The sequence below is a fragment of the Leptospiraceae bacterium genome, assembly GCA_015075105.1.
Classification (GTDB): domain Bacteria; phylum Spirochaetota; class Leptospiria; order Leptospirales; family Leptospiraceae; genus JABWCC01.
On the sequence record JABTUZ010000002.1, the window covers coordinates 876886 to 900557 of the forward strand.

General features: G+C 32.6%; 24 protein-coding genes. 14 read left to right on the forward strand and 10 right to left on the reverse strand.

What is annotated here, in order from left to right; genetic code table 11:
- Positions 1-18 precede the first annotated feature (18 nt).
- Positions 19-1383: an anthranilate synthase component I family protein gene (locus tag HS129_13960; protein ID MBE7413140.1), complete on the forward strand. Its 1365-nt coding sequence runs from the start codon at positions 19-21 to the stop codon at positions 1381-1383.
- Positions 1380-1988: an aminodeoxychorismate/anthranilate synthase component II gene (locus HS129_13965; GenBank protein ID MBE7413141.1), complete on the forward strand. Its 609-nt coding sequence runs from the start codon at positions 1380-1382 to the stop codon at positions 1986-1988. Before HS129_13960 ends, HS129_13965 begins: the two co-directional genes overlap by 4 nt.
- 129 nt (positions 1989-2117) lie before the next feature.
- On the opposite strand, the gene HS129_13970 is transcribed toward HS129_13965, so the two are convergent.
- A complete protein-coding gene (locus HS129_13970) occupies positions 2118-2477 on the reverse strand; it encodes a hypothetical protein (protein ID MBE7413142.1) in 360 nt (119 codons plus the stop codon).
- Positions 2478-2604: 127 nt separating this feature from the next.
- Between HS129_13970 and aroE the strand changes: the two genes are divergently transcribed.
- From aroE to HS129_14005, 7 genes are all read left to right on the forward strand, one after another.
- Entirely contained in the window at positions 2605-3459 is an 855-nt protein-coding gene (aroE, locus tag HS129_13975) for a shikimate dehydrogenase (GenBank protein MBE7413143.1), read from the forward strand.
- Positions 3456-4637, forward strand: coding sequence for a bifunctional folylpolyglutamate synthase/dihydrofolate synthase (locus HS129_13980; protein MBE7413144.1), 1182 nt, complete (start codon positions 3456-3458; stop codon positions 4635-4637). The genes aroE and HS129_13980 overlap by 4 nt, the downstream gene beginning before the upstream one ends.
- 6 nt (positions 4638-4643) lie before the next feature.
- Entirely contained in the window at positions 4644-5123 is a 480-nt protein-coding gene (locus HS129_13985; protein MBE7413145.1) for a hypothetical protein, read from the forward strand.
- Between the two features lie 3 nt (positions 5124-5126).
- Positions 5127-5630: a UpxY family transcription antiterminator gene (locus HS129_13990; GenBank protein MBE7413146.1), complete on the forward strand. Its 504-nt coding sequence runs from the start codon at positions 5127-5129 to the stop codon at positions 5628-5630.
- Complete coding sequence (locus HS129_13995) at positions 5624-6601, forward strand: KpsF/GutQ family sugar-phosphate isomerase (GenBank protein MBE7413147.1); 978 nt, start codon at positions 5624-5626, stop codon at positions 6599-6601. Before HS129_13990 ends, HS129_13995 begins: the two co-directional genes overlap by 7 nt.
- Positions 6598-7272 (forward strand): type I 3-dehydroquinate dehydratase, encoded by a 675-nt coding sequence (locus HS129_14000; GenBank protein ID MBE7413148.1) that lies wholly within the window; start codon positions 6598-6600, stop codon positions 7270-7272. The genes HS129_13995 and HS129_14000 overlap by 4 nt, the downstream gene beginning before the upstream one ends.
- Positions 7273-7374: 102 nt before the next feature.
- A complete protein-coding gene (locus HS129_14005; GenBank protein ID MBE7413149.1) occupies positions 7375-8814 on the forward strand; it encodes a glycogen synthase in 1440 nt (479 codons plus the stop codon).
- On the opposite strand, the gene HS129_14010 is transcribed toward HS129_14005, so the two are convergent.
- From HS129_14010 to HS129_14025, 4 genes are read right to left on the reverse strand one after another with little or no spacing between them, the layout of a single operon-like run.
- The gene (locus tag HS129_14010) at positions 8811-9719 is read right to left on the reverse strand and encodes a cation transporter (protein MBE7413150.1); all 909 of its coding nucleotides are present in this window, start codon (positions 9717-9719) and stop codon (positions 8811-8813) included. The genes HS129_14005 and HS129_14010 overlap by 4 nt on opposite strands.
- Positions 9720-9743: 24 nt before the next feature.
- Positions 9744-10259: a hypothetical protein gene (locus tag HS129_14015; GenBank protein MBE7413151.1), complete on the reverse strand. Its 516-nt coding sequence runs from the start codon at positions 10257-10259 to the stop codon at positions 9744-9746.
- Positions 10237-11373: a HEAT repeat domain-containing protein gene (locus HS129_14020; GenBank protein MBE7413152.1), complete on the reverse strand. Its 1137-nt coding sequence runs from the start codon at positions 11371-11373 to the stop codon at positions 10237-10239. Before HS129_14020 ends, HS129_14015 begins: the two co-directional genes overlap by 23 nt.
- Complete coding sequence (locus HS129_14025) at positions 11339-11824, reverse strand: response regulator (GenBank protein MBE7413153.1); 486 nt, start codon at positions 11822-11824, stop codon at positions 11339-11341. Before HS129_14025 ends, HS129_14020 begins: the two co-directional genes overlap by 35 nt.
- Before the next feature lie 329 nt (positions 11825-12153).
- On the opposite strand from HS129_14025, the gene HS129_14030 reads away from it, so the two are divergent.
- Positions 12154-13506 carry a DUF2029 domain-containing protein gene (locus HS129_14030; protein MBE7413154.1) on the forward strand — a complete coding sequence of 451 codons (1353 nt, stop codon included), beginning with the start codon at positions 12154-12156 and terminating at the stop codon, positions 13504-13506.
- Positions 13493-15532 carry an O-antigen ligase family protein gene (locus tag HS129_14035; GenBank protein ID MBE7413155.1) on the forward strand — a complete coding sequence of 680 codons (2040 nt, stop codon included), beginning with the start codon at positions 13493-13495 and terminating at the stop codon, positions 15530-15532. The genes HS129_14030 and HS129_14035 overlap by 14 nt, the downstream gene beginning before the upstream one ends.
- Positions 15533-15553: 21 nt before the next feature.
- On the opposite strand, the gene HS129_14040 is transcribed toward HS129_14035, so the two are convergent.
- Positions 15554-15850, reverse strand: a complete 297-nt coding sequence (locus HS129_14040) for a hypothetical protein (GenBank protein ID MBE7413156.1) — start codon at positions 15848-15850, stop codon at positions 15554-15556.
- A gap of 1105 nt (positions 15851-16955) precedes the next feature.
- Here HS129_14040 and HS129_14045 point away from each other — a divergent pair.
- Positions 16956-18293 (forward strand): MFS transporter, encoded by a 1338-nt coding sequence (locus HS129_14045; GenBank protein ID MBE7413157.1) that lies wholly within the window; start codon positions 16956-16958, stop codon positions 18291-18293.
- Entirely contained in the window at positions 18293-18499 is a 207-nt protein-coding gene (locus tag HS129_14050; GenBank protein ID MBE7413158.1) for a hypothetical protein, read from the forward strand. Before HS129_14045 ends, HS129_14050 begins: the two co-directional genes overlap by 1 nt.
- Here the strand turns inward: HS129_14050 and trxB are convergent.
- Genes trxB through HS129_14070 form a run of 4 tightly spaced genes read right to left on the reverse strand, consistent with a single transcriptional unit; the run spans position 18496 to position 22651 of the window.
- Positions 18496-19443 (reverse strand): thioredoxin-disulfide reductase, encoded by a 948-nt coding sequence (gene trxB, locus HS129_14055; protein ID MBE7413159.1) that lies wholly within the window; start codon positions 19441-19443, stop codon positions 18496-18498. The genes HS129_14050 and trxB overlap by 4 nt on opposite strands.
- 41 nt (positions 19444-19484) lie before the next feature.
- A complete protein-coding gene (locus HS129_14060; GenBank protein MBE7413160.1) occupies positions 19485-20894 on the reverse strand; it encodes an MBOAT family protein in 1410 nt (469 codons plus the stop codon).
- Positions 20895-22082, reverse strand: coding sequence for a hypothetical protein (locus HS129_14065; protein MBE7413161.1), 1188 nt, complete (start codon positions 22080-22082; stop codon positions 20895-20897).
- On the reverse strand, positions 22079-22651 hold the full coding sequence (locus HS129_14070) for a hypothetical protein (GenBank protein MBE7413162.1): 573 nt from the start codon (positions 22649-22651) through the stop codon (positions 22079-22081). Before HS129_14070 ends, HS129_14065 begins: the two co-directional genes overlap by 4 nt.
- A gap of 113 nt (positions 22652-22764) precedes the next feature.
- On the opposite strand from HS129_14070, the gene xerD reads away from it, so the two are divergent.
- The gene (gene xerD / locus HS129_14075; protein MBE7413163.1) at positions 22765-23661 is read left to right on the forward strand and encodes a site-specific tyrosine recombinase XerD; all 897 of its coding nucleotides are present in this window, start codon (positions 22765-22767) and stop codon (positions 23659-23661) included.
- The last annotated feature ends 11 nt before the right edge of the window (positions 23662-23672 follow it).

Consider the following 23672-nt stretch of genomic DNA (forward strand, 5'->3'; position numbering starts at 1 on the left):
AAAAGTGGAAGTAAGTCTATGTCGATACCTAAAATTCAACTTTCAGGAAAAGCCAATTATAGAAAGATCGATGAAAATATTGATTTTTATGAGCTATTTCAAAAGATCGAAAAAGAAACTGAAAATTGTTTCTATCTGGAATCTTTAGGTCGAGAAGGGTATGACTCAAGGTATTCTATAATCGGTCTTGATCCTGAGATAATTTTAACTGGGAAAGAAAATTCTATTCAAGTAGGTGAAGAATCTTTTCAGACTGAAAATCCATACTATGAATTAAGAAGGATAATCCCGTCTAACGTCCTTTCTAGAAACTATTCTGGTGGCCTTGTTGGCTATATCGGATATGAAGCGATTAACTATTTTGAGCCTTCATTGAAATTACAAACTCATCAGCTCTTTCCTATTTTTCAATTTGGAGTGTATGAAGATGGTTTGATTTTGGATAAAATGACGGGAGAGGTTTTCTATTTTCATTTTGAGAAAGACAGATTTTCAAAAGTAGAAAAATTTATTAGAGCCAAAGTTCCTAAACCTGAAAATCCGATCATTAAATCTCTCGGATATTCTATGACCAAAGAAGAGCATCGAGAGAAAGTTTTAGCTGCTATTGAAGAAATCAAATCAGGAAATACTTTTCAATGTCAGGTTGGTTTTAAGTCTGAATTTGAAATTCGAGGAGATTCGTTACCGATTTATTCAGAATTAAGACAAATCAATCCTTCTCCCCACATGTTTTATTTAAAATTTTCCGATAAAAGATTGATCGGAGCAAGCCCGGAATTATTGTTTAGACTCAGAAATGGAGAAATCGAATCTTTTCCTTTAGCCGGCTCGATTAAAAGAGGAGACTATTCTGAAGAAGATTTAAAATTAGCAAAAATACTTCTGAACAATCCTAAAGAAATTGCAGAGCACAATATGCTCGTTGATCTGCATAGAAACGATGTAGGAAGAGTCGCAAAGTTTGGAACTGTAAAAGTAAGAAGACTCATGGATATAAAAAAATTTAGTCATATACAGCATATTTCCAGCGAAGTAACAGGAATCATTAAGAAGAGAGAAGACATGTTTTCAGGACTTGCAACTTCATTTCCGGCAGGAACGCTTTCAGGCGCTCCAAAAATCGAATCTATGAAAATCATTGAAAGACTGGAAAATAATCCGAGGGGCCCTTATGGTGGTGCACTCGGGCATTTTGGTTTTAATGGAGATTGCACTTTTGCGATTCCGATACGAACTTTATTTATTTCAGGAAGTTATGCATTTACTCAAGCGTCAGGCGGAATAGTTTATGATTCAACACCTGAAGGAGAGTATGATGAAGTCATAAGAAAATCAGCCGCAATTGAAAAAGTCATAAAAAAATTTTCGGGAAATCAATGAAAGTTTTAATACTCGATAACTTTGATTCATTTACATACAATCTCTATCAATATGCAGGAGAAATTTTAGAATCTTCAGAAAAGTTTTTTCAACTTGACGTTATTCGAAATAATGAAATTACAATTGAAGAGATTCAAAAGCAAAACTACGATAGGATTATAATTTCTCCTGGACCGGGAGACCCGGCAGATAAAAATTATTTTGGAGTGTGTGCGGACGTTCTACTGCATGTCGGGAAAACAACTCGTGTACTTGGAGTTTGTCTTGGGATGCAGGGTATTGCACATTATTTTGGAGGAAGGGTGATTCGAGCCAAGATTCCCATGCACGGCAAAACAAGCAGGATTCAACATGATTCCAGGGGAGTATTTTCCGGTTTGCCTCAGGATTTGGAAGTTATGCGATACCACTCTCTAATAGTCGATTCATCTCTTATTCCACCTTGTTTGGAAGTCACTGCGTTTGTAAACTCCACAGTTGACAAAGAAATCATGGGATTAAGGCACAAAAGTTTTCCTATAGAAGGAATTCAATTTCATCCTGAATCTTTTGCTACAGAGGGTGGTATGAAAATGATCGAGAATTTTCTATTGACCGAACAATAAAAAATGCTACCTTGAGTAATTTTCAATTACACTCGAGGAAGGTTTTCCATTTCATTCTTAAATTTTACTTACAGTTACACAAAAATTGTATCGAAGCGATTTTTTTGGCAAACTATTTATGGATAAAGGTTAATCTCTTCTGTTGCGATCGTGATTAATTCTATTCATAATGTATAGGGCAAGGTAAGCTCCTAAAAATACGGCAATCAAATTTACGTTGGATAATTGGGTCGATCCAATTTTTGGAGAGATCAACCACATAATAATATTTCGCAAAGCATCTTGTAGGATTGCAAAAACAATTAGTGCTCCAACGGAAGCGACTAAAATTGTACCTAAAAACTTACCCAGTAAATCTTTTTTAAGATAGAAGTAATAATACCAAGCAACTACTGCGGACACAGCTATTAAAAATATAATATCAACTAAAACTGTCCAAGGAGCTGAAGGGGAGGCTAATGGAGCTAATAAAAAATGTTCAAAATACATACTGTTAAATTTATCGTAAAAATGGCGATTTTTTTGCACCAATTTTTTTTATTATAGTAAAAAACATATTTTAAAAAATGAAAATATTCTTTTCTATGTAAATAAATTTTTTAAGTATAAGAAAATGATGAAAATATCAAATAAGACTAAAATTTTTGGAATTCTTGGAAATCCTTTATCCCACACTCTATCGCCTCTAATTCATAACTATCTATTTCAAGAATATGGTTTGGATGGAATTTATTTAGTTTTTGAGACTCAAAATCCAGATAGCACTTTAGTATCACTTCAAAATTTGAATGTACAAGGACTGTCTGTGACTATTCCTTATAAAGAATGGGCTTATTCGGTTGCACATAAAAACGACGAAACATCCGAATGGATGAAAGCTGCCAACACTTTAACATTTCAAGAGAATAAAATATTAGCCAATAACACAGACGGGTATGGTGCGGTTGAATCTATAAAAAATTCAGGAAATAAAATATTGCATTCTAATGTTGTTGTTTTAGGTAGCGGAGGAAGTGCCAGAGGTATCGCATATTCATTGGCAAAAGAAATGAAACAGAAAAAGATTTATATCTCTGCGAGAAATAAAATAAAGTCTTTGGAATTGGTGAGTTTGTTAAATTCTACTTCCCCCGGAATATCTGAATACATCCCAGTGCAACAAATTGGTGAAGTAAAAGATGATGTATCCCTTGTTATCAACACAACTCCTCTTGGAATGAAAAACTACGATCAAGATATTTTGCTATCAGAAGATTTTTTTTCAAATAATCATACGTTATTCGATATTGTTTATAATCCTTGTCATACTCCATTGGTCAAACTCGCAATGAAAAGAAAGGCAAAAATTATCTTGGGTTATGAAATGCTTGTTTATCAAGCGATGAAGCAGTTTGAAATATTCACAAGCATTCAAGTCGAAAAAAAGATTATTGAAAAAGTCAAAACTCAAGTTTTTAAAATATTAAAATGAGTTTTGATGAATTTTTAGACCAACTTCCTAATTTAGAAAAGACAAGAAATTTTAATGTATTTAAAAGTTATAGTTTAGAAAAGTTTGAGTCTGCATTAAAGTTACTAAATTTAGATAGACGATTTTCAAAAGCAAAAATCCCTCTTCGTATTTCAGTGATTGGGACTAATGGAAAAGGCTCTGTGTCACACTTTCTTTCTGAGTTAGCTATAAGCTCAAATTTGTATAAGAAAGTCGGGTTGTTTACTTCTCCTCATCTTTTGCATAAAGAAGAGAGAATTCGTTTGAATGCAGAAAAAATTTCTATAGAGAAATTAAATTCACTATTTCGAGAGCTATCTTTCTATTACGAAGATTTATTGAGTGAGCTTTCGTATTTTGAAATATTTACGATTATGGCTTTTTTTTATTTTCAGAAAGAAAATTGCGATCTTGAAATCTACGAAGCTGGTCTTGGCGGGAGATTTGATTCTACAAAATTGGCTTTTTCTGATATTTTAATTCTGACAAAAATAAGTTTGGATCATTCTGAAATATTGGGAAAGACCGAAGTAGATATTTTAAAAGAAAAATTGGCGATTTCATCGGAATATACAAGATTTCTATTCTATTACAACCAAGAAAATCAAGAATTGAATGAAATGATTTCCGGGTATTGCAAAAATAAAAATATTGAGACATTTTTTTTTACGAAAGAATTTCAGGATATAGATTATCTTTCCTACAATTTAGAATTTTGCAAATTTATTTTCAATGTGATTGATCCAAAATTTGATTCTTCTGTATATAAGGTTAAGAATGGTGCCCCGGGCAGAATAGAAATTTTAAAAGAAGAGCCTCTTGTTGTGTTTGATGTTGCGCATAACGTATCTGCGATTCAGTATCTTTTAAAGTCAATTCAAAGTAAATTCTATTTCCATAAGTTAAATGTTGTATTTGCTTGTTTAAAAGATAAAGATGGAGAAGAAATGGTAAAAGTTTTCTTATCGAGTCCATTTATCGAAAAGGTGTATCTTTATAGGTCTGGCGAATATTTGGAAATTCATTTAATTTCTGAAAAAATCGAGACTATAAGCCAAGATCAACTGAAAGAGCTTACCCAAAACAGCCATCTTCCACTTTTGGTCACAGGCAGTTTTCGACTTTACGATTTGATAAAAAGAAATTTCAGTGGATAATTTGGTATGGATTTCAAGATTTCTGTAATTTTGTCATTTACTTTGCACCTTTTAGGGTATGGTTTGTATTTTCTATATTCGGAATATTTTTTTTCTCAGAGCAAATTATCTATCTTGATTCAAAAAGGGGAAACTCAGAATTATCCTGTCGGGCTAATAGCATTTCAATTTCAAGGGAAGGGTGAAACAAATATCAATCAATATCAATCTGCTTTGGAGGGTGCCGAGTCAGAAGAAATAAAAAATATCCAAAATAAAATTACCTACCCTCCGGTAGCCTTAGAAAATGGGTGGGAGTCAAATTGTGAGTGGAGTGTAGAAATAGGAAAAGAAAATAAGGCAATTCGGGTTCATCCGATAAATAAATGCAAATACCAAGTTTTTGAAAATGAGTTTATGCGTGTAATTAGAAATTGGAATTTTACTTTACAGGAAGGAACAGTGTTGAAAATTCCGGTTGCATTCAGAATCCAGAGTGTGAAATAATTTATGTGGTATGCTCTTTATACAAACCCCAGAGCAGAGAAAAAACTATCTGCACTTTTAAATAAATACAAAGTAGAAAATTATCTTCCACTTTTGGCAATTAAAAAAAAGTGGTCGGATCGCTATAAAATTATCAGTACACCTCTTTTTACTTCTTATATATTTGTGAATATTGAATACGATAAAGATAGAATAAAAATTCTTTCTCTTCCCGGTGCCCATCATTTTATTTTTCATCTCGGTAAACCTTGCATAATTTCGGAAGAAGATATTGAAATGATAAAAATTTTTGTAGAAAATTTTCCGGAAACCCTGAAATTAAAAAAAGAAGAAAGTTTAAAGAAAGGAAAAACAATTTTAATCAAATATGGCCCTTTCGCTGGGCATAAAGCAGAGGTTGAAAGAGTGAATAAAAATGCAAGAGTAGTATTGAAACTGCCTGCGATGAATCAGACAATTTCGGTAGAAGTTCAAGTTGAAGAGTTGGGTTTGGATGAAATATGGTAGAACAAATTATTACAAAAATTGAAAGAGCAATTGATATTGAGATTGAGTCTATCAAAACATTTAGGGCAAATCTTGACTCAAAAAATATTGAGATTGCAGTAGAAGAAATATTTCAATCAACAGGGAAGTTAGTGCTTTCCGGAGTCGGAAAGTCAGGCGACATTGCTAAAAAAATTTCTTCTACTCTATCTTCAACCGGAACACCTTCTTTTTTTCTTCATCCGACAGATGCAGCCCATGGAGATGCAGGTATTGTTCAAAAAGGGGATGTTCTGCTTGCGATAGGAAAAAGTGGTGAAAGTGATGAATTGGTTTTTCTTATACCTACTTTTAAAAAAATTGGTGTGAAGATTATTTCGATTACTGCAAATCCAAAATCTCGTTTAGCAAAATCTTCAGATATTCATATATTTACACCAATTTTAAAAGAGGCCTGTCCTTTAGATTTAGCTCCAACGTCAAGCACTACGATAGCTTTGATCTTGGGTGATGCAATTGCAATGGCTTTGATGGAAATGAAAAAGTTCAAAGAAAATGATTTTGCCTTGTATCATCCTTCTGGAAGATTGGGAAGAAGGCTCTCACTTAGTGTAGATGACGTTATGCGGAAAGGTAACGAAAATTCTACGATTAAAGCAAATCAAAAATTAAATGAAATATTAACCGAAATTACTTCAAAACTTGTGGGAGCAGTGTCAGTAATAGACGAGAACAATCATTTACTCGGGTTTATTACCGATTTTGATATTCGAAGATTATTGAAAGAGAATAAACTGACAAACGACAAAACAGCATCTGACATTATGAATACTAAACCGACACATTTTCGGATTGGAGAAAAGGCGTACGATGTTCTTTTGGCAATGGAAGAACGAGATAGACCTATCTCTGCTGCGCCTATTTTGGATACAGAAGAAAAAGTTGTTGGAATAATCTCCCTCCATGATTTACTTCAAAAAGGTTTGAAATGAAGAAATCGAATCCAAGAATAATTCTTACCTTGGATCAAAATGAGCTGACCACTATAACCAAAAACATACTCGAAAAAGTTAGCTGCCTTGAAGTTCGATTTGACCTATTAACAAAAAAATTTGTTGAAACAAGTTTGGTTCAGAGGTTAAAATTACTTGGCAGACCTGTGATTTTTACAATCCGAAAACAAAAAGATTCGAGTATGCACCAAATAGAAAATATTCCAGAAGGCACAATCTTTCAGGTGCTGGAAAATTTTAATTCTCAAAAAAATTATTTAGATATAGAAATGGACTCCAAAAGTATTTTTACTGATTTTAGAAATAATAAATTTTCTACAATACTATCCTACCATGATTTCTATAAATCTATTTCTCGAAAAAAAATGAAATCTATGATTATGAAAAATTGTATTCCGAGAAAAAAACAGATTTTTAAATTTGCAGTAACTCCCAAGAATATAGAAGAAGTTGCATGCTTTTTAGATGATACGCAATTCCTTTCAAAGGAATACTCTTTGATTTCTATTGCAATGGGAGAGTTAGGAATAGTATCCAGAATTTTTGGGGATCATTTCGGTTCAAAATTTACCTATTGTTGTCTAAGTTCTCCTAAAGCCCCCGGTCAAGTCAGCTTAAAAGCAATGAATAATTTTAGAAAGGAGGTCTGATTTTTTTTGTATAAATTGGTTAGGACCCAAATTTGTGTTTTATCAAAAATAGGTTTGTATTCTTTGTATTCAAAATTAATTTATCTCTAAAAAGAGATTAACTTGAAAATACTACACGCAACCGCAGAATATTATCCGTTTATAAAAGTGGGAGGGCTTTCAGATATGCTTTCCTCTTTGTCGCATTTTCAGACATCGGAGCACGAAGTTTCTGTTGCTCTGCCTCTATTACAAAATTTTAAAGACAAGCCGAAATTCACGGGGAAGGTGCTACCGGCTATTTCAAGCAACACTCCATTCTATTCTGAAACTTCACAAATTCTAAAAAGATCTTTTTTTCGCGAAGCAAGTTTGGGTAGAGTGACTATGTATTTTTTTGAGTCAGAATTATTTATTCAAAAAAATGCAATTTATGGAGCATCAGATGAACATTTTAACTTTGCTGTTTTTTCTGCTGCGTGTTATTATTTAGGGAAGGAATTGGATGTCGATCTTGTTCATGGACATGACTGGCATGTTTCAATTGCAATGATACTTAATGCGTTAGACGATAGCGGTAAGCCAACTTGCTTCACAATCCATAATCTGGCCTATCAGGGAGATCACCCGAAATGGATGACTGGATTTTTACGAGTTGATCCATTCAATATATCGGAAGACATACTTTTGCATTTGGATAAGATCAACTACCTGAAGGGTGGATTGCTTACCGCTAATGAAATTACCACTGTGAGTCCCGGTTATAGAAATGAAATTCTATCAGAGCCATCGGGTCAGTTTTTAGCTTGGCTTTTAAATCAAAGACAAGATTCTCTGACTGGAATTTTAAATTGTATAGATATGAATGAGTGGAATCCTGAATTTGATAGAAAAATTTATGCAAATTATTCTTGCGAAACACCAGGGTATGGAAAGCAACAAAATAAAATTTCTCTATACAATGAATTTGGGATAGATGCAGATATTGACAGACCTTTGATTGGTTTGATCGGTCGCCTAACGTATCAAAAGGGATTTGGAGTTTTCTTGAGTTCTTTTTTTCAAAAAAGAGATTTGCCATTTTATTATTTTTTTCTTGGTAGTGGAGATAAAAACTTAGAGGACACTCTATTGAATTTATCGCACCATGAAAATTATAGAATTTGTTTTTATAAAGGTTTTGATGAAGTGCTTGCAAGAAAAATTGAAGCTGCATCTGATTTTTTCCTAATGCCTTCCCTTTTTGAGCCTTGCGGATTGAACCAGTTTTATAGTCATATCTATGGTGCTATACCCATTGTGTCGAGAGTGGGTGGGTTAAAAGATTCTGTGAACGAATCGGATCTAATCGAATATTTTACTGGATTTGTATTTGAGCCTGGAGCCGATCATTCACTAAATTACGCATTGGATCGAGCCTTTCAGTTGTATAACAATAAAGAAAAATTTTCAAAAATCAGAAAAAATATTATGAAACTCGATTGGTCTTGGGAAAACAGTCACAAGAAATACACCGAGATTTATAATCGAGCCATCGCAAAAAAAAAGAGTTCAACTTTTTAGCAATTATCTCTATTACAAAATTCATCTTCAGATTCAAGCTCTAGGGTTACATGTTGAATTTTTAAGTGCTCCATAGAGTGTTTAATTTTTGATTTTAGATTAGCGTGTAACTTGAAATTAGTTTTTTTTGCTATTACTAAGTGCGCTGTCATCGCATTGAGTGAAGTACTAATCCCCCAAACATGGATATGGTGGATGTCTTTCACTTCTTTATTTTTTAGGATTTCATTTTTGACTAAATTCAAATCAATGTCTTTGGGAACACCATCGAGAGAAAGAACTAAACTGTCTTTTAGCAAACTCCAAGCAGAGCCAAAGATTACAATAATGATTGCAAGGCTAACAATAGAATCAACCCAATACCAAGACGTAAACTGAATAATAATTCCACTTACTAATACCCCCACAGAGACTAACGTATCCAATACTAAATGAAGGAACGCTCCTTTGATATTCAGGTCATTGTCTTTCTCTTTAAAGAAAAAAAACGCAGTTAGCCCATTGATCAAAATCCCAGCGGTTGCAACGTAAGCAATATACTCCCCGTTTAACGCTTGTTTGCGATTCATCCTTGAGACACTTTCAATTGCAATTCCTCCAATTGCAATCATTAGGATAATTCCGTTTATCAGTGAAACAAGGATTGTTGTTTTTCTATATCCATAAGTAAATCTGTAATTGGGAAGTATTTTAGATAATTGAAATGCAATGAGTGATAAAAATAGACTAACAACATCACTGAGGTTATGGAATGCGTCTGAAATTAAACCAAGTGAACTCAAATAAAAACCAAATCCAAATTCAATAAAAACAAATAGAAGGTTTAGGACTATGCCTGCAATGAAAGCATGGTTCGTGAAATTCTTAGAGGAGTCAAAAGAATGATTGTGGTGGTGACCTTCCAATGTATTATCCTAAAATTTTTTATGTTAATAAATTAATTCATCTAATTCCATGGTTCTAAATGACTGAAAGATGAAAACAGGAATATTTTCTTTATTTTTTTTCTCTTCTAAGGATAAGAACTCTCCGTTGCGAATAAACTTAGGGAAGGGGTTTATTTTTTCTTCTCCTTTTTTTACGGAAATTATCATCCCGGAAAATTTTCCTGAAATCTCGTAAGCGCAGCCTTCTATTAAAGAAACAACTTTCTCTTCTGCTTCGTAATCAAATTTATTTCTTCTGTAAATATAATAGGCTTCATGTCTATTCCAGTCATAAAAAACTAAAAAGTCGTCTTTCTTCCCTTTATAAAACAATTTCATGGTTTCGGGGAAATTCACTGTACCGCTTAACTCATTTTTGTATTCTATAATTCTTTTTTCTTTTTTGGATATAAGTGAATCAAATTTTTCTTTTGCAAAAAATATGGAAGGTGAAGTAAATATTTCTAAAAATAGAATTAGGAGCAATGCTAAAAATTTATTTTTTTTCGGTAGTTCCATTGATTTCTTCGATTGCCTTCTTCGCGGCGGCTTGAACTTTTGGACTTGGGTCTCTTTTGGCTTTGTACTCCAATAACTCCAAGGCTTCCTTGCTTTTAATTTCCCCTAATTGTTTTATGGCTCGGATTCTCACATTTGTGTCATCATCCTTTGCATAAACAAACAATTCCTTTAAAATATCTTTATCACCAAGAAGTGCAAGCGCACTAATCCCGTAGATTTTTAAAGGAGAGTATTTTTTTATTTCAGCCTTACCTTTGACTTCTTTGATTTTTTTTAATATCTTTTTTAGTGGGGCGATTGAACTTTGAGAATTTATTTTTCCTAGAGAATTCATTGAATATGCGCGTATTACTATTTCTTCGTCTTCATTTTCAACTGCTTCTAATAATATTTTTTCAGAACGTAAATCTTTTATTTTTCCAAAAAACAAAACTATTTGGGCGCGAATGTCTGCGTTAGAAGTTTTATCGATAAATTTTGCTTCTAAAAATTGATATGCATTTTTACCACCGGGTAATTCTCCAAGAGTGGAAATAATCGAAGAAGTGAGGTTTGTATTTTTAGAAAAATCTTTTGATTTGAGTATATCTAAAAGATTTGTACACGCCTCATCAATTTTTAGTTTGTGGATTGCGTAAACTGCGGCTTCTTTTACATCATCCGATTCGTTTGATAATGAATTAATTATGGATTTATTTTCAGAGGTTAATTCAAGCTCAGAAATTGTTTTGATAGTTGCAATTTTTATTGAAATATCGGGGTCTTCATTCAACAACTCCGGTAAAACTTTATACAGATCAGAAGAATATTCTTTTGGAAAATTCCAAAGCTCACGGAGAGCTTCTTTTCTTTCTTTGGTACTTCCAAATTTTAAAATTTTTTCAAGAATTTCTTTTTTTTTAGTAAGCTGTTCAGGAGTTAACTTTTTTTCGTTAGGTTTCTTTATTTTTGAAATTTCTTTATTTTCACTGTCCTCTAAAGATTTTTCTGAATCTACTGCATCTTGTTTCTCGGGATTTTTTTGAGAAAAAGTGGGTAGAGAAATTCCAAAAAAAAATACAAAAATTACAAAAATTTTAGTTAGTCTGTAACTTGCGATTTTCTTCTTCAAGCTCTTCAATTTTGCGATTGAGTGCATTGAGCATGTGTTGATTTTCCAGATTTTGTCTGAATTTTTCAATAAGCTCCCGAATATCTTTTGAAAGGGAATCAATGTTCCAGGGCTTTTCAACATATCTATTCAACCCCCCGTAATTGATTGCATGGATAGCGGAATCAAGACCGGCTTGACCGGTAAGTAAAATTTTGATCGCATCCGGAAGTTTTCTGTGAATCTCCTCTAAAAATTTATCACCTTTCATTCCGGGCATAACTTGATCCGAAATTATCAACTCAATAACTTGTTTACTATCATGAACTTCGTCTATTAACGAAAGTGCATCTTCGGCACTTGTGGCAATTTCAATCTCATGCGTGCTGCCAAAGTGGTTTCTCAATTGCTCTTGAAGAGTTTCCAATACCGATACTTCATCATCGACACAAATAATATAACCTTTATCCATGAAATTCACTCCTGCTTTAAAAAAATGCAAATTTAGACTTTTGTGTCATTTTAATTTCAAATTACCAAAATTGTCAAGACTTGAACACAAAATTTTTAAAATATTTTTAATAGGGACTTTAAATTATTTGTTTTCTTATTGTAAATTTAGGAAAAAATTATATATTCCTATAGTGAATTTTATGTTTTTAAAAGAGGAAATTATTTGAAATATTATTTATTTGATAAATTTGGTTTAAAAGATGATAAAAGATTCTGTTTTTGTATAAAAAATAACGTATAATAAATATATGGTCATTCGTATTCAAGACTTAAAAGTAAATGAAAATTGTGAAAATTCTCCAAAATAAAAATTTCCTATTTTGGGTAATTACATCTATAATCCTTATTTTGGGGTTGTATCAATTTTTTTTAATGCAAAAAAATTTAATAAAAGAGTCAAGGAGTCATATACAAAAAGACTTCCCGGCTTTTTTTATTGCAGCTAAACTCGCAAATAAAAAACAAAATATTTATAGTTTGGAGAAAATAAAAGAATCGGCAGACGAGAATCAAATCCCTTATACAGAATACAGGGCTAATTTATACCCCCCACCTTTTTCGTTATTAATCAGTATTTTCTCTGGTTTGAATTTGTATAAAGCTCAAGAATATTTTGTTATACTGAAAATTTTTATTTTGATAGTTTTATCGCTCTTGGTTCCGGCTATGATATTAAATTCATCTTTCTATAAAAGCACATTTTCTGTGAATGAACGCTATTTATATACATTGCTTATTTTTGGTTTGAGTTTAAATTTTTTTGCTCTAAACAATGGGATAGTTTCAGATATGCGTGATGGACAGATGAATATATTAACAGGATTTCTTGTGTTTTTATCGTTTGCGTTTGAAGTCAGGTTTCCGGTGGTATCAGGATTTTTTATTGCACTTGGTGGAAGTATAAAGCTCAGCCCATACTATCTCACAATGAAATTTTTATTTGGGAAAAATAAAAATTCTATCTTTGGAACTATTGTTTTTTCTATATTTCTTTTTTTGGCTTCTTTGTATTATTTTGGATTTGAGATACATAAGATTTTTATACAGAATATTTTTATTCCATTTTTTAAAGAGGATTCGATCCCGATACTAAATTGGCCATTATCTCACAGTCAGAACCAATCTTTTAAAGGGCTGTTTTATAGATTGTTTATTCCTGATTATCCCGATCCTCTATCCGGTACTCAGATAATCTATTACGCTCCTTGGATAGCTAAATTATTAACACTTATTTTTAATTTTATGGTAATTGGAATTTGCTCAGTGATCGCATACAGGTCTGTGAAATTAAACAATATCTGGTCAAGTGGTTTGACGTATTCAGTATTTGTTTCAGGTGCACTACTCACATCTCCTCTTACATGGTTTCATCATTTTTCATTTTTAGTTTTTCCATTCAGTGTAACTATTGCATATCTTGTACTGGAAAAAAGAAAAGAGTTTAAATACATGCTATTCTTTATTTTTATTGGCATCCTATTTGCTTTGCCTCCTCTTTTTCTATACCCGGAAACTAGAATTAAAGGATTTTCATTCCTAAACTATATTAAATTATTTGCCAATTGTGTGTTTTTTCTATTTATAGTAAAATTGTACTTAGGTATAGAAAAACAAGAAAGAACGGGCAATGAAAATAATTAAGTTTCTATTTGGAGTTGTGGTTTTATCTTACTTGTCTCTAATTCTTTTTTTTCAAGAAGAAAATCCTGCACTGAAAAAAGAGCTATTGTTTTTTTGTATAACTCCTTCGTTGATTGTGCTTTATCTGAATCGAGAAAAGATCCAAGGCTTAGCACATTTTCTTTTTATCATTATTTCTTTACTTTTCCTTGTTTTTTCTTTTTATTTTGGGATGATTTATCTTGGAGATTCTCAAATACCAAGGCTTAAGCTATATTTGAAAGGAGTTTATCTATTAACACTTTGTTATGCGCTGTATGCTTTTGTTCAAAATAAATTTTCAAATAAACTGATCTTTGTTTTTACTGTAATTGCGTGCTCGCAAATTTTTTTATCTTGGTTTCTTTTGGGGCATACTTTACGTGAAATTCCTCTTTTGCTATATTCGATCTATGGAAGTGTTATTGTTCAAGAAGAGGAAGAGCAGAATTTTTGGAAATGGAATATCTTTGATTCTGTTATAAGTGTATTTGCATTAATCGTTTTAATTTCAACCTTTCAATCAGAAAATCTAAATAATAATTTTTTTGGTTTAGCTCATGTTTTTACCGGTTTGTATGTATATTTTATTCTTCGTGTCGTTCATGAAACGATAGAAATAAAATATGTGCTGCAATATTTACTAAATTTCTTTTTACTTGCAATGTTTGTCTTTTTTGTTTTTGTTCTGGTAGTATCCCAATCCTCAGAAACAGGAAAGGGCAATCAACTAGGTGGATTCAATGTGAATTCTATCGGGGGAATAATTGCCATTCTATTTCCACTTTTATTGTTTCAATTTCTAAACGAAAAAGAATTAAAATATAAATTTTTATACTTATTTTTTGTATTGGCTACATTTTTTGTCTTAAATTTTACGACTTCGCGTTCTTCGATGCTTGCTATATTTATTAGTTCCAGCTTAGTATTATTTTTTTTCAGTAAAAATCATTTTCAGAAATACACTTTCAACAAGAAAATTTTTTTTATTCTTTTATCTATTCTTTTTCTTTTTGCTGCATTTAGCATAGTTTTTTATTTAAATCAAAATCCTCAATTATTGGAAATTAAAGCAGTTGTGATTCGATTTGCAATCTGGAAACTGTTTCTAAATCGAATTTTTCAGTTTGGATTATTCTGGGGTTTTGGACCGGAAAATCTATTTATCAATGGTTTTCTTCCAACGTCAGGTATTTCTCAGGAAAGTTTGGTTGAATATATTTCTTTTTTAAAGGAATTTGGAGCTAATTTACATGCACATAACTTAATAATCCAGATTTTTTTTAATTTTGGTTTGTTTGGGTTATTGTGTGCTCTTATGCTTTTCATAATAATCGTTTATTTTTTCTTTAAAAATAAAACCATTGAGCATAAAATTGCTACTTTATGTTTTTTTTCGCTTTGCGTTCAGGGGGTATTTGAATATACGTTAGCCGATACAGGTAGTTTTTTGGCAATAATGATATTTCTTGCATTTATATCTGTTGATATAAAGAGAAAATCGTTGTCTCTATCAATACAAAAAATTATAAGCAAAGTTTTTATATTATTTTCTGTATTTATGTTCTTTTTATTTTTGCTTGTAAGCTATAACTTGATTATTTTTCAATTTCAAAAAAGCCTTTTCAAGAATACGATAAAGTCAGACTCTTTTGCAAATCTTTATTTTAATACATCAATCGTTCACTCTAAAGATATTATTTCAAAAATAGAAAATGCTGAATCAAAGGTTTTGTTAGATTTTTATGACGATAGAAGGCATCAATTTTTAGGAGAAATGTATTTTACTTATTTTACAAATATCAAAAAAAATGAGAATAAAACTGATTTAGAGCTTCTTCAAAAATCAGAAAAAAATTATCAAAAGTGTATTCAATTCAATTCGTATAACCCGCTTTGTTTACAGAGAATGTATCAAATCCAATTAGAAAGAAAAAATTATTCTGAATCAAAGAGATTTCTTAATAAAGCAAAAGAACAGGATCCATTTGGTATTATTTTAAAATAGTATTAGGGATGTGTGAAAAACTTAATCTTGAGCTATGATTACGCCTAAACTTGTAGTCAAATCGCAGTTTGAAGAGCAAGTAGATTGACACGATGTAACACAGGGTAAGGCTGCTGCAGTCAATGCACTTCCAACAGGAATCCCGCAAGTCGGGCCACATCCAGTTCTGCATGCTTCCAGTGAACCCCCAGTGCAACTTAAAAGATAGGTTATCATTACTTTTTCGATTCTTTTTTCTTTGGTCTGGCTTTTGTTTTCGGAGCAAGAGTAAAAAGCTACAAATAAAATAATTATTGATATTGTAAGATTTCGTTTCATTATTCCATTTTTTTAAAATTAGGCATACAGTCAAGAGTATTTGTTGTTTGACTAATTTGGTGGGACTCCAATTGGGAGGACTTAGGGTTGAATTAGGTTAAGTTGGGATTTTTTTTAATTAGATTTTATTTTTTGATAGTTTTTAAAATTTTACATTGAATACAGATTTTGCACTTTTCGTGCTAAAATGTGGGATCTCCACTCTTTTCTGTAAAGTGCATGTTTTATACCAATTGTTCACCTTTCACGCAAAAATGTGGGAACTCCATCTTTTTCGAGGAATTTCACATTTAGTACGGGTTCAGAACTTTTTCTGTAAAAACTAAAAAATTTTTTCTAAAATTACAAAAATTTTATTTCTATCGTGATATTATTTTACCTTATATCAAGAGGCAGGAGATAGTGGCTGGGGATCAGGGATAGAGGAAAGAAAAATTTTATATTAGGAGAATACTATGAACCCGAAAAAATTTTGATGGAATTATAATCGAGTTTACTCATTCCAGAAAAATTTATGGATGAGTTTTACGCGCAAGAAATATGAAACTATTTTGAGAGAAGATTACTTGTTATGATTTGCTGGAGAGGTATCGCAATGTGTTACTTTGGAGGACTTTTGAAAAGTTGGATTGTGTTAAGACGGTGTATCAGGAAGAAGGGCAAACTTGCAGAAGAAGAATTTCGTCCAGAGAACGCAGATTGATTGAGCTGTGTGGAGTTTGCTCAATGGTTACTCAGGTATTTCAAGAACGGCTCTTTTTACTCTTCTTTTGTTAAAACATTGCCGGATGGGACATAATCATCATTCCTGCCAAGTTCTATGATGATTGGAGTTCCACCAAAGTCATACAGTTCGATTGCAGTAGGAGCCTATCTCTCAAAGAGAAAAACTATCCGCTACAATAGGCTGATACGACATAAGATGTGTCGAAAAGGCTAAAAAAGAGCAAAGAAATAGAAGAGCAACGAGGAACAAACAAAGACCACCAAGGGAGTAATGCCTATAGGGCATATTCGCAAAGAATAAAGCTAAATAGAAAAATTTTTCTACTTGAAAAATATTAAAATGATTCTTGTATAAGAAAATCTAACAAATTGAGGGAACATGAAAGAACAGGGGAAAGTATCTAAAAAGGAATTATTTGGATGGTGTATGTTTGATTTTGCAAATTCTTCATACACTACGGTTATAATCAGCGTAACTTATGGAATTATTTTTAGTCAATTAATTGTACCTACAGGTACCGATCCAAAAAATCCTTATCAGGAAGGGAATGCTCTTTGGGGAATTGCACTTGCCATATCTTATCTTCTTGTAGTATTTACCGGACCGATTTTTGGAGCCATTACCGATTTTTCTGCGAGAAAGAAAACCTTTCTTTTCCTTAGTTATGTTTTTTGTATTATATCTACTGCATCCCTTTGGTTTATAGTTCAACCGGGAATGGTGGCTTTGGCGTTTATGCTGATTGTAATTTCAAATTTCTTTTTTGCATCGGGGGAAAATTTTGCTTCCAGCTTTTTACCTTTTCTTGGACCGAAAGAAGAGTTAGGAAAGATTTCCGGTTATGCTTGGGGAGTTGGATATTTCGGAGGGATAGCGAGTGTAATTTTAGTTTCTACATTAGGTGAAGTAATTCCTGAAAATTTTGAAAAACTAAGACTTGTGGGGCCATACACTGCTGCTTTCTTTCTCATTGCCGGTATCCCTACATTTATTTTTTTAAAAGAATATGCGGACAGCAATCAAAAGCCCAAAGGAGTTACTTATTTAAAAATCGGATTTTCCAGACTGATAGATACTCTTAGAGATATAAATAAATTTAAAGATATGGCGATCTATTTGATTTCTTTATTTTTTTCAATGGCAGCCCTTGGGATTGTAGTTAGTTTTGCTTTTATTTATGGAGATCAGGAAATTAAAATTGAAAACATTCACAAAACTGCGATGTTTTTAATGATACAAGTCAATGCAGCACTTGGAGCTGTGATATTTGGGTTTATTCAAGATAAAATTGGTGCTAAAAAAACTTTTAATATAACTTTAATTGTTTGGATTGTGGGAGTTTTATTGATCAATCAGGTTGCGAATCTTACAAATGGATTGAATTTTGTTTTGGGTGCAAAATTTACTACACAATGGGTATTTGTAGGTTTGTCCGCAATTGCAGGTCTTGGTCTAGGAGCGACTCAATCTGCAAGTCGTGCCTTAGTTGGAGTTCTTTCACCTGAAAGCAAGTCTGGAGAATTTTTTGGCTTATGGGGGTTGTCGGGGAAAATTGCATCTGCGTTTGGACTTTTTGCTATTGCATGGTTACAGATGATTTTTAGTTTAAGGGATGCTTTTCTTGCGATTGCGGTATTTTTTGTTCTTTCTTTACTAATCAATATTTTTGTAAACGAAGAAAGAGGAATTAAGATAGCCAGAGATTATAAAGACTAATGTTTATTTCAGAAGATGAATTAGAAGAGTATCAAAATCAGAAAAATCTTGCTCTACTGACAATTGATGAATTAACCCAATTAAAATTGGATTTATTGGATGCAGGTAAGCCTGTTCCAAAGTTTATAAATAACGCTATTTCTTATTTGAAAAAGCGTTATTTAACTCAAGAAAAAACGATTGGGCAGATGCTTAGGAGAGCTTAAGCCATTTCTTTTTCTTCTAACCATCTTTCTGCTTCCAGAGCTGCCATACAGCCTGAGCCTGCTGCTGTTATTGCTTGTCTGTAAATCTTGTCTTGAACGTCTCCTGCGGCAAATACTCCAGCAATATTTGTTTGAGTAGTTCCGAGTTTTGTTTTGATGTAGCCGGCTTCGTCCAACTCTATGATATTTTGAAAAATTTCTGTATTGGGTTTATGACCGATTGCATAAAAGAGTCCACCTACAGATAAATTTCTTTTTTTCCCCGATACTGTATCGTTTAGAATAATTTCTTTTAAGCCTTCTTTGTCTCCGATAGCTTCTTCTGCGGCAGAATTCCAGATAATTTCGATTTTAGGATTTGTGAGTGCTTTTTTTTGCATGATTTGACTTGCTCTAAGTTTGTCTCTTCTATGCACAAGATAAACTTTTTTTCCAAACTTAGTCAAGTGGGTAGCCTCTTCGATAGCAGAGTCTCCACCACCAATTACTGCAAGGTCTTTATTTCTATAAATTGGAAGTGCACCATCGCAAACAGCGCAGGCAGAAATTCCTCTTTGCCAAAAGTCATGCTCACCTTTTATATTCATTCTCTTGGCAGTTGCTCCTGTCGCAATGATTACAGCTTTCGCTTCAGTTACTCCTTCATCTGTGTAAATTTTAAATGGATGAGAGTTAAAATCTACTTTAGTTACGGTTTCTGTTTTAATAGTAGTTCCATATTTTTCAGATTGTTGTCGAAACAATTGGGTCAATTTAGTTCCGTCAATTCCTTCTGGAAATCCGGGAAAATTTTCCACTTCGGTGGTAGTTGTTAGTTGTCCACCAGCAGCGATCCCTCCTGCCATAAAGCCTTCAAATAGAACCGGTTTTAAATTGGCTCTTGCGGTATAAATTGCTGCGGTATGCCCGGCAGGCCCACTTCCGATGATTACGATTTTTTCCAATGTGTATTCTCCAAAAATTATTTAAGTTATTACTTAGACTATTAAAATTGAAAATAATAGAACTGTGGGCTTACTGTTACGGTATAAATCATTCCTGCAACCAAAAAAATCATAGCAACGATAGAATATTTTAGTAATTCTGAATACTGTTTTTGTGGTAAAATCTTCCATCTTTCTTCTTCGGATAATTCCAAAAGAAAGAGGATTGCCACTGGAATGAGTACAGACAATTCAGGAAGAACAGACACCCCTCCTTCCATAGAAAAAATTCTTTTTGCTGAAAGGAAGGAATTTTCTACGGAGGTCGATCTGAAAAAATGCGCTCCTATCACAAAAGCCTGAAACGAATACAGGATTTTTATCGGTTTTGGGATTGCAGAAAAAATTTTTCCGAATCCTTTTTCGTTTATATATTTTTCTATGGTGATAAATATTCCGTGGATTGTGCCCCAGATTACAAAAGTCCACGCTGCCCCGTGCCATATTCCTCCAATTACCATAGTTATAAAAACATTAAAATAATTTCTAAACTTTGAAACTCTATTTCCTCCGAGTGGAATATATACATAATCTCTTAGCCATGAAGATAGCGATATATGCCATCTTTGCCAGACCTCGGTTACGGATTTTGATAAGAAGGGTCTAAGAAAGTTTATCGGAATATCAAAGCCTAAAATCTTCCCTGTTCCGATAGCGATATCCGAATAGCCTGCAAAGTCACAATATATTTGGATAGAAAAAAGATAATCGGCAAGAAGTAGAGAAAACCAATGAAATTCTCCCGGGTTAGAATAGAGCGGGCTTATAAGATCTGATATGGGATCTGCAATTAAAGTCTTTTTGAAAATACCGAGTGCGATTATTGGAAGTCCCGCAAGTAAATTTTCTTTTGAGAAATATTTTTTTGTGTGGATTTGCGGAATTAAAACTGAGGCTCTCATAATAGGTCCTGCGACTAATTGAGGAAAAAATAAAAGGAAAAGCGAAAAGTCAGAAAAACTTTTTTCTGGTTTGATTTGTCCTCTGTAGATATCTATCGAATAGGCAATTGCTTGAAATGTATAAAATGAAATTCCAAGAGGAAGAATTAACCCAATCGGCTCAAATGTAAGATTTTGATTTGAACCCAAAAAGGCTCGTACGTCATACGAAATAGATCTTAGAAAATCTGTATATTTAAAGAAACAAAGGATTCCCAGATTCACCAATAAAGATAAAAGCAGCCAAAACTTTTTTATTGATTTTGAAATGGAGCTTTCAATTTTAAAAGAAGTCAGATAAGTTGCAGCAAATGAAATCAAAAGAATCGGTACAAAGGCAATTTTCAGGCACGCATAAAAATAAAAAGAAGCCCAAAGCAAAAGCCTTTTTTGTCCTTTTTTTTCAAACCAGAAAAATGCAGGGATTACGATAAGAGCAAAAACATAAAAGTGCAGAGAATTGAATAACATTTATTTCAAGACCTCTTTTGCTTTTTCTGATAGAATTTTTGCAATCCAATCATTTCCCGATTTTGTATAGTGCCCATCGCCTACGATATAAAATGGTCTCGGATTCATTCTGCCTTTCGAGTCTATCATTAGATTTGTTTTTTCGTTTAAGTCTATAAAATCAATTTTCTTTTTACGGAGTATTTTTTTTAGAGTAGTTAAATATTCATAGTATCTGTGTAGCTTACCTTTTTGAGAGCAATAGGCGGTTTCAATATCTATTGGCGCAAGAATCATCACAAGTTTGATTTTTCTCTCTTCGGTTTGAGTAATTATTTCTTCTACAGATTTCATCATTTTTTCAGGAATGATAAATTCTTTTACTCGAGAAGTGCATTCGCTTTCTGGAAATATCGGAGGCTCGTCTTTAGGTGGAGGTCTGGAAATTAAAAATTCTGAGACTATATCTATTTTTCCATTTGAAAGAAATATATCTTTGCATTCGTCGGTAGGCAATCTGCCTGATTTACATTTTATTGTGCGAGACAATTTTTGGACAGGCCAAACTAAACTTTCTAAAGTTCTGTAAACTAATTGTTCTTGAGAGATTTTTAGTGCAAGCGCAAGATAGGAATATTTTGTAAGAATAAACTGAGAAGTAAAAAGAAAACGGGAAAGTTTCTTTGTTTTTCTTTCTTCAAATACTCTTTCGTCTATATCGTCTCCAGTACTCGGAAAATAAAACAGTAATTTCAAATTCAACTGCGGAAGATATTTTTTTAATTTTAGAGAAATTGCAGTCGGTCCGTAAGCATCTGTTCCTAAATTTACAGATTGATAAACAAGATTTTTAGAATCCTGAAAATTATTCAACTTATAGCAAAAAGTTTCTTCATCATTCACTCCAAACCCCATAGTCACAGAATCACCGATACAACCTATTTGAGGCATAGAATTATTAATTTTGTCTGTTCCCCGAAACCCCAATTCATTTGTAGAAAACTGAATATCATAAAAGTTCATAAAATGTTTCACTCGCACTTTTATGTTAGGCTCCAGATCTACAAAATACTCCGGGTCTAATTTATGGTAGGATTTTTGAATTCTGTACAATTCAAGAGAAGCGGGCTTGATAATCCGCAGAGTGATTTCACTAAATAGAAAAGCGAGTAGAACGATTGGAAAATATTTTAATAAAATGATTTTCATTTTTCACTAACAGACTTGATTCCGAGTTTTTCTTTACAAAGTTTAAATGAATTCATAGTGTTTGATAGGTCTTTGGGTAAATTTTGAGTTTTAAATTTGGTCGGAAATTCTTTAGACTTCAAATCTCCTTTTTGGCATAAAATAAGATTCTCTAAAAATACAGAGGTGTCCTCGTCGATTGTTTCTCTCAATTCGTCTAATATTTCAACCGCCCGTTTCCATTCATCAACAATTAGGTATAAGTCGAATAATTTCAGTTTGATTTCATTGTCTTCGAGAAGAGTCTTTTTGGCAATTTTTAGGTGGTAAATCGCGACTCCGAACGATAAAGGAGTCTCAGCCAATAAAATTCCCAACCTCTTGTGAACAAAAGGCGAATTTGGGTATTTCTTTAAAATTAAGGAATATTCATAGAGGGCTTCGGTTTTTTTTCCAATTTTTTCCTTCTCGAATGCTTTTTCTGTTAAGATTTTTTCGTCTGTACAATGTAAAAATAGAAAAGTGATTAGAATGACCATAGTCGGAGATTTTTGAATATTTGGACATAAAAAAAATATATTTTTTTTCATTTTAACTTATTCTTTTTTTTTAATTCAATCTAAGTCACTAAAAAAATCGTGAGTCAAAATGAGAAAATCGTCCGAATCTTGTATTAAATTAGAAATAAAAGAGAGATAAGAAATTGAGCGCTTCTCAGGGAAAATTATTAGAAAACTTTCAAGAATACCTTTCCGTGGAAAAAGGGTTGAGCGATAACTCCATTTTTTCCTACGGTTACGATTTAAATAAATTCAAAACGTATCTAGATAAAAGACATATTGACCTTTTAGAAGTACAGGCAAATGACATCATGAAATTTTTGATGGAAGAAAAAGATCGGAAGATCTCTGCAAAAACTCTGGCAAGGGAAGTTGTGGCGATTCGTCAATTTTATAAATTTTTGAAAGAAGAAAAACAGGTAGCTGTTAATCCTACAGAAAAAATTGAAACCCCGGAAGTAATGAGAGCTATTCCCGATCATCTTTCTCGAAATGAAGTTGAGGAGCTTTTTCACAAAATAAGTGAAGAAAATATTCATGAATTAAGAGATAAGTGTATTTTCGAACTTTTGTATTCTTCCGGGCTTAGAATCTCAGAGGCTTGTAATTTAAAAATGAGTGATGTAGATATTGCTCAGATGTATGTCACCGTTGAAGGAAAAGGTGGAAGGCAAAGGCTCGTCCCATTTGGAGAGCAGTCTTTGAAAATTCTAAATTCTTATCTTAGCAAAAGTCGTCCAGCTATTTTAAAGGGGAGGACGAGTGAATTTTTATTTGTATCCAAGAAAGGATCTTTTATAAACAGGAAATCTGTTTGGAGATTGTTGAATTTGTATATAGCAAGAACAGGGATTAAGAAAAAAGTAACGCCTCATACCCTTAGGCATTCTTTTGCGACTCATCTTTTGGAAAACCATGCAGACCTTCGCTCTGTTCAGGAACTTCTCGGTCATATAGATATTTCTACAACCCAGATTTATACTCATATGGCAAACAAAACTCTAAAGGAAGTGCATAAGAAATTTCATCCGAGAGGGTAACTTTTTATTAA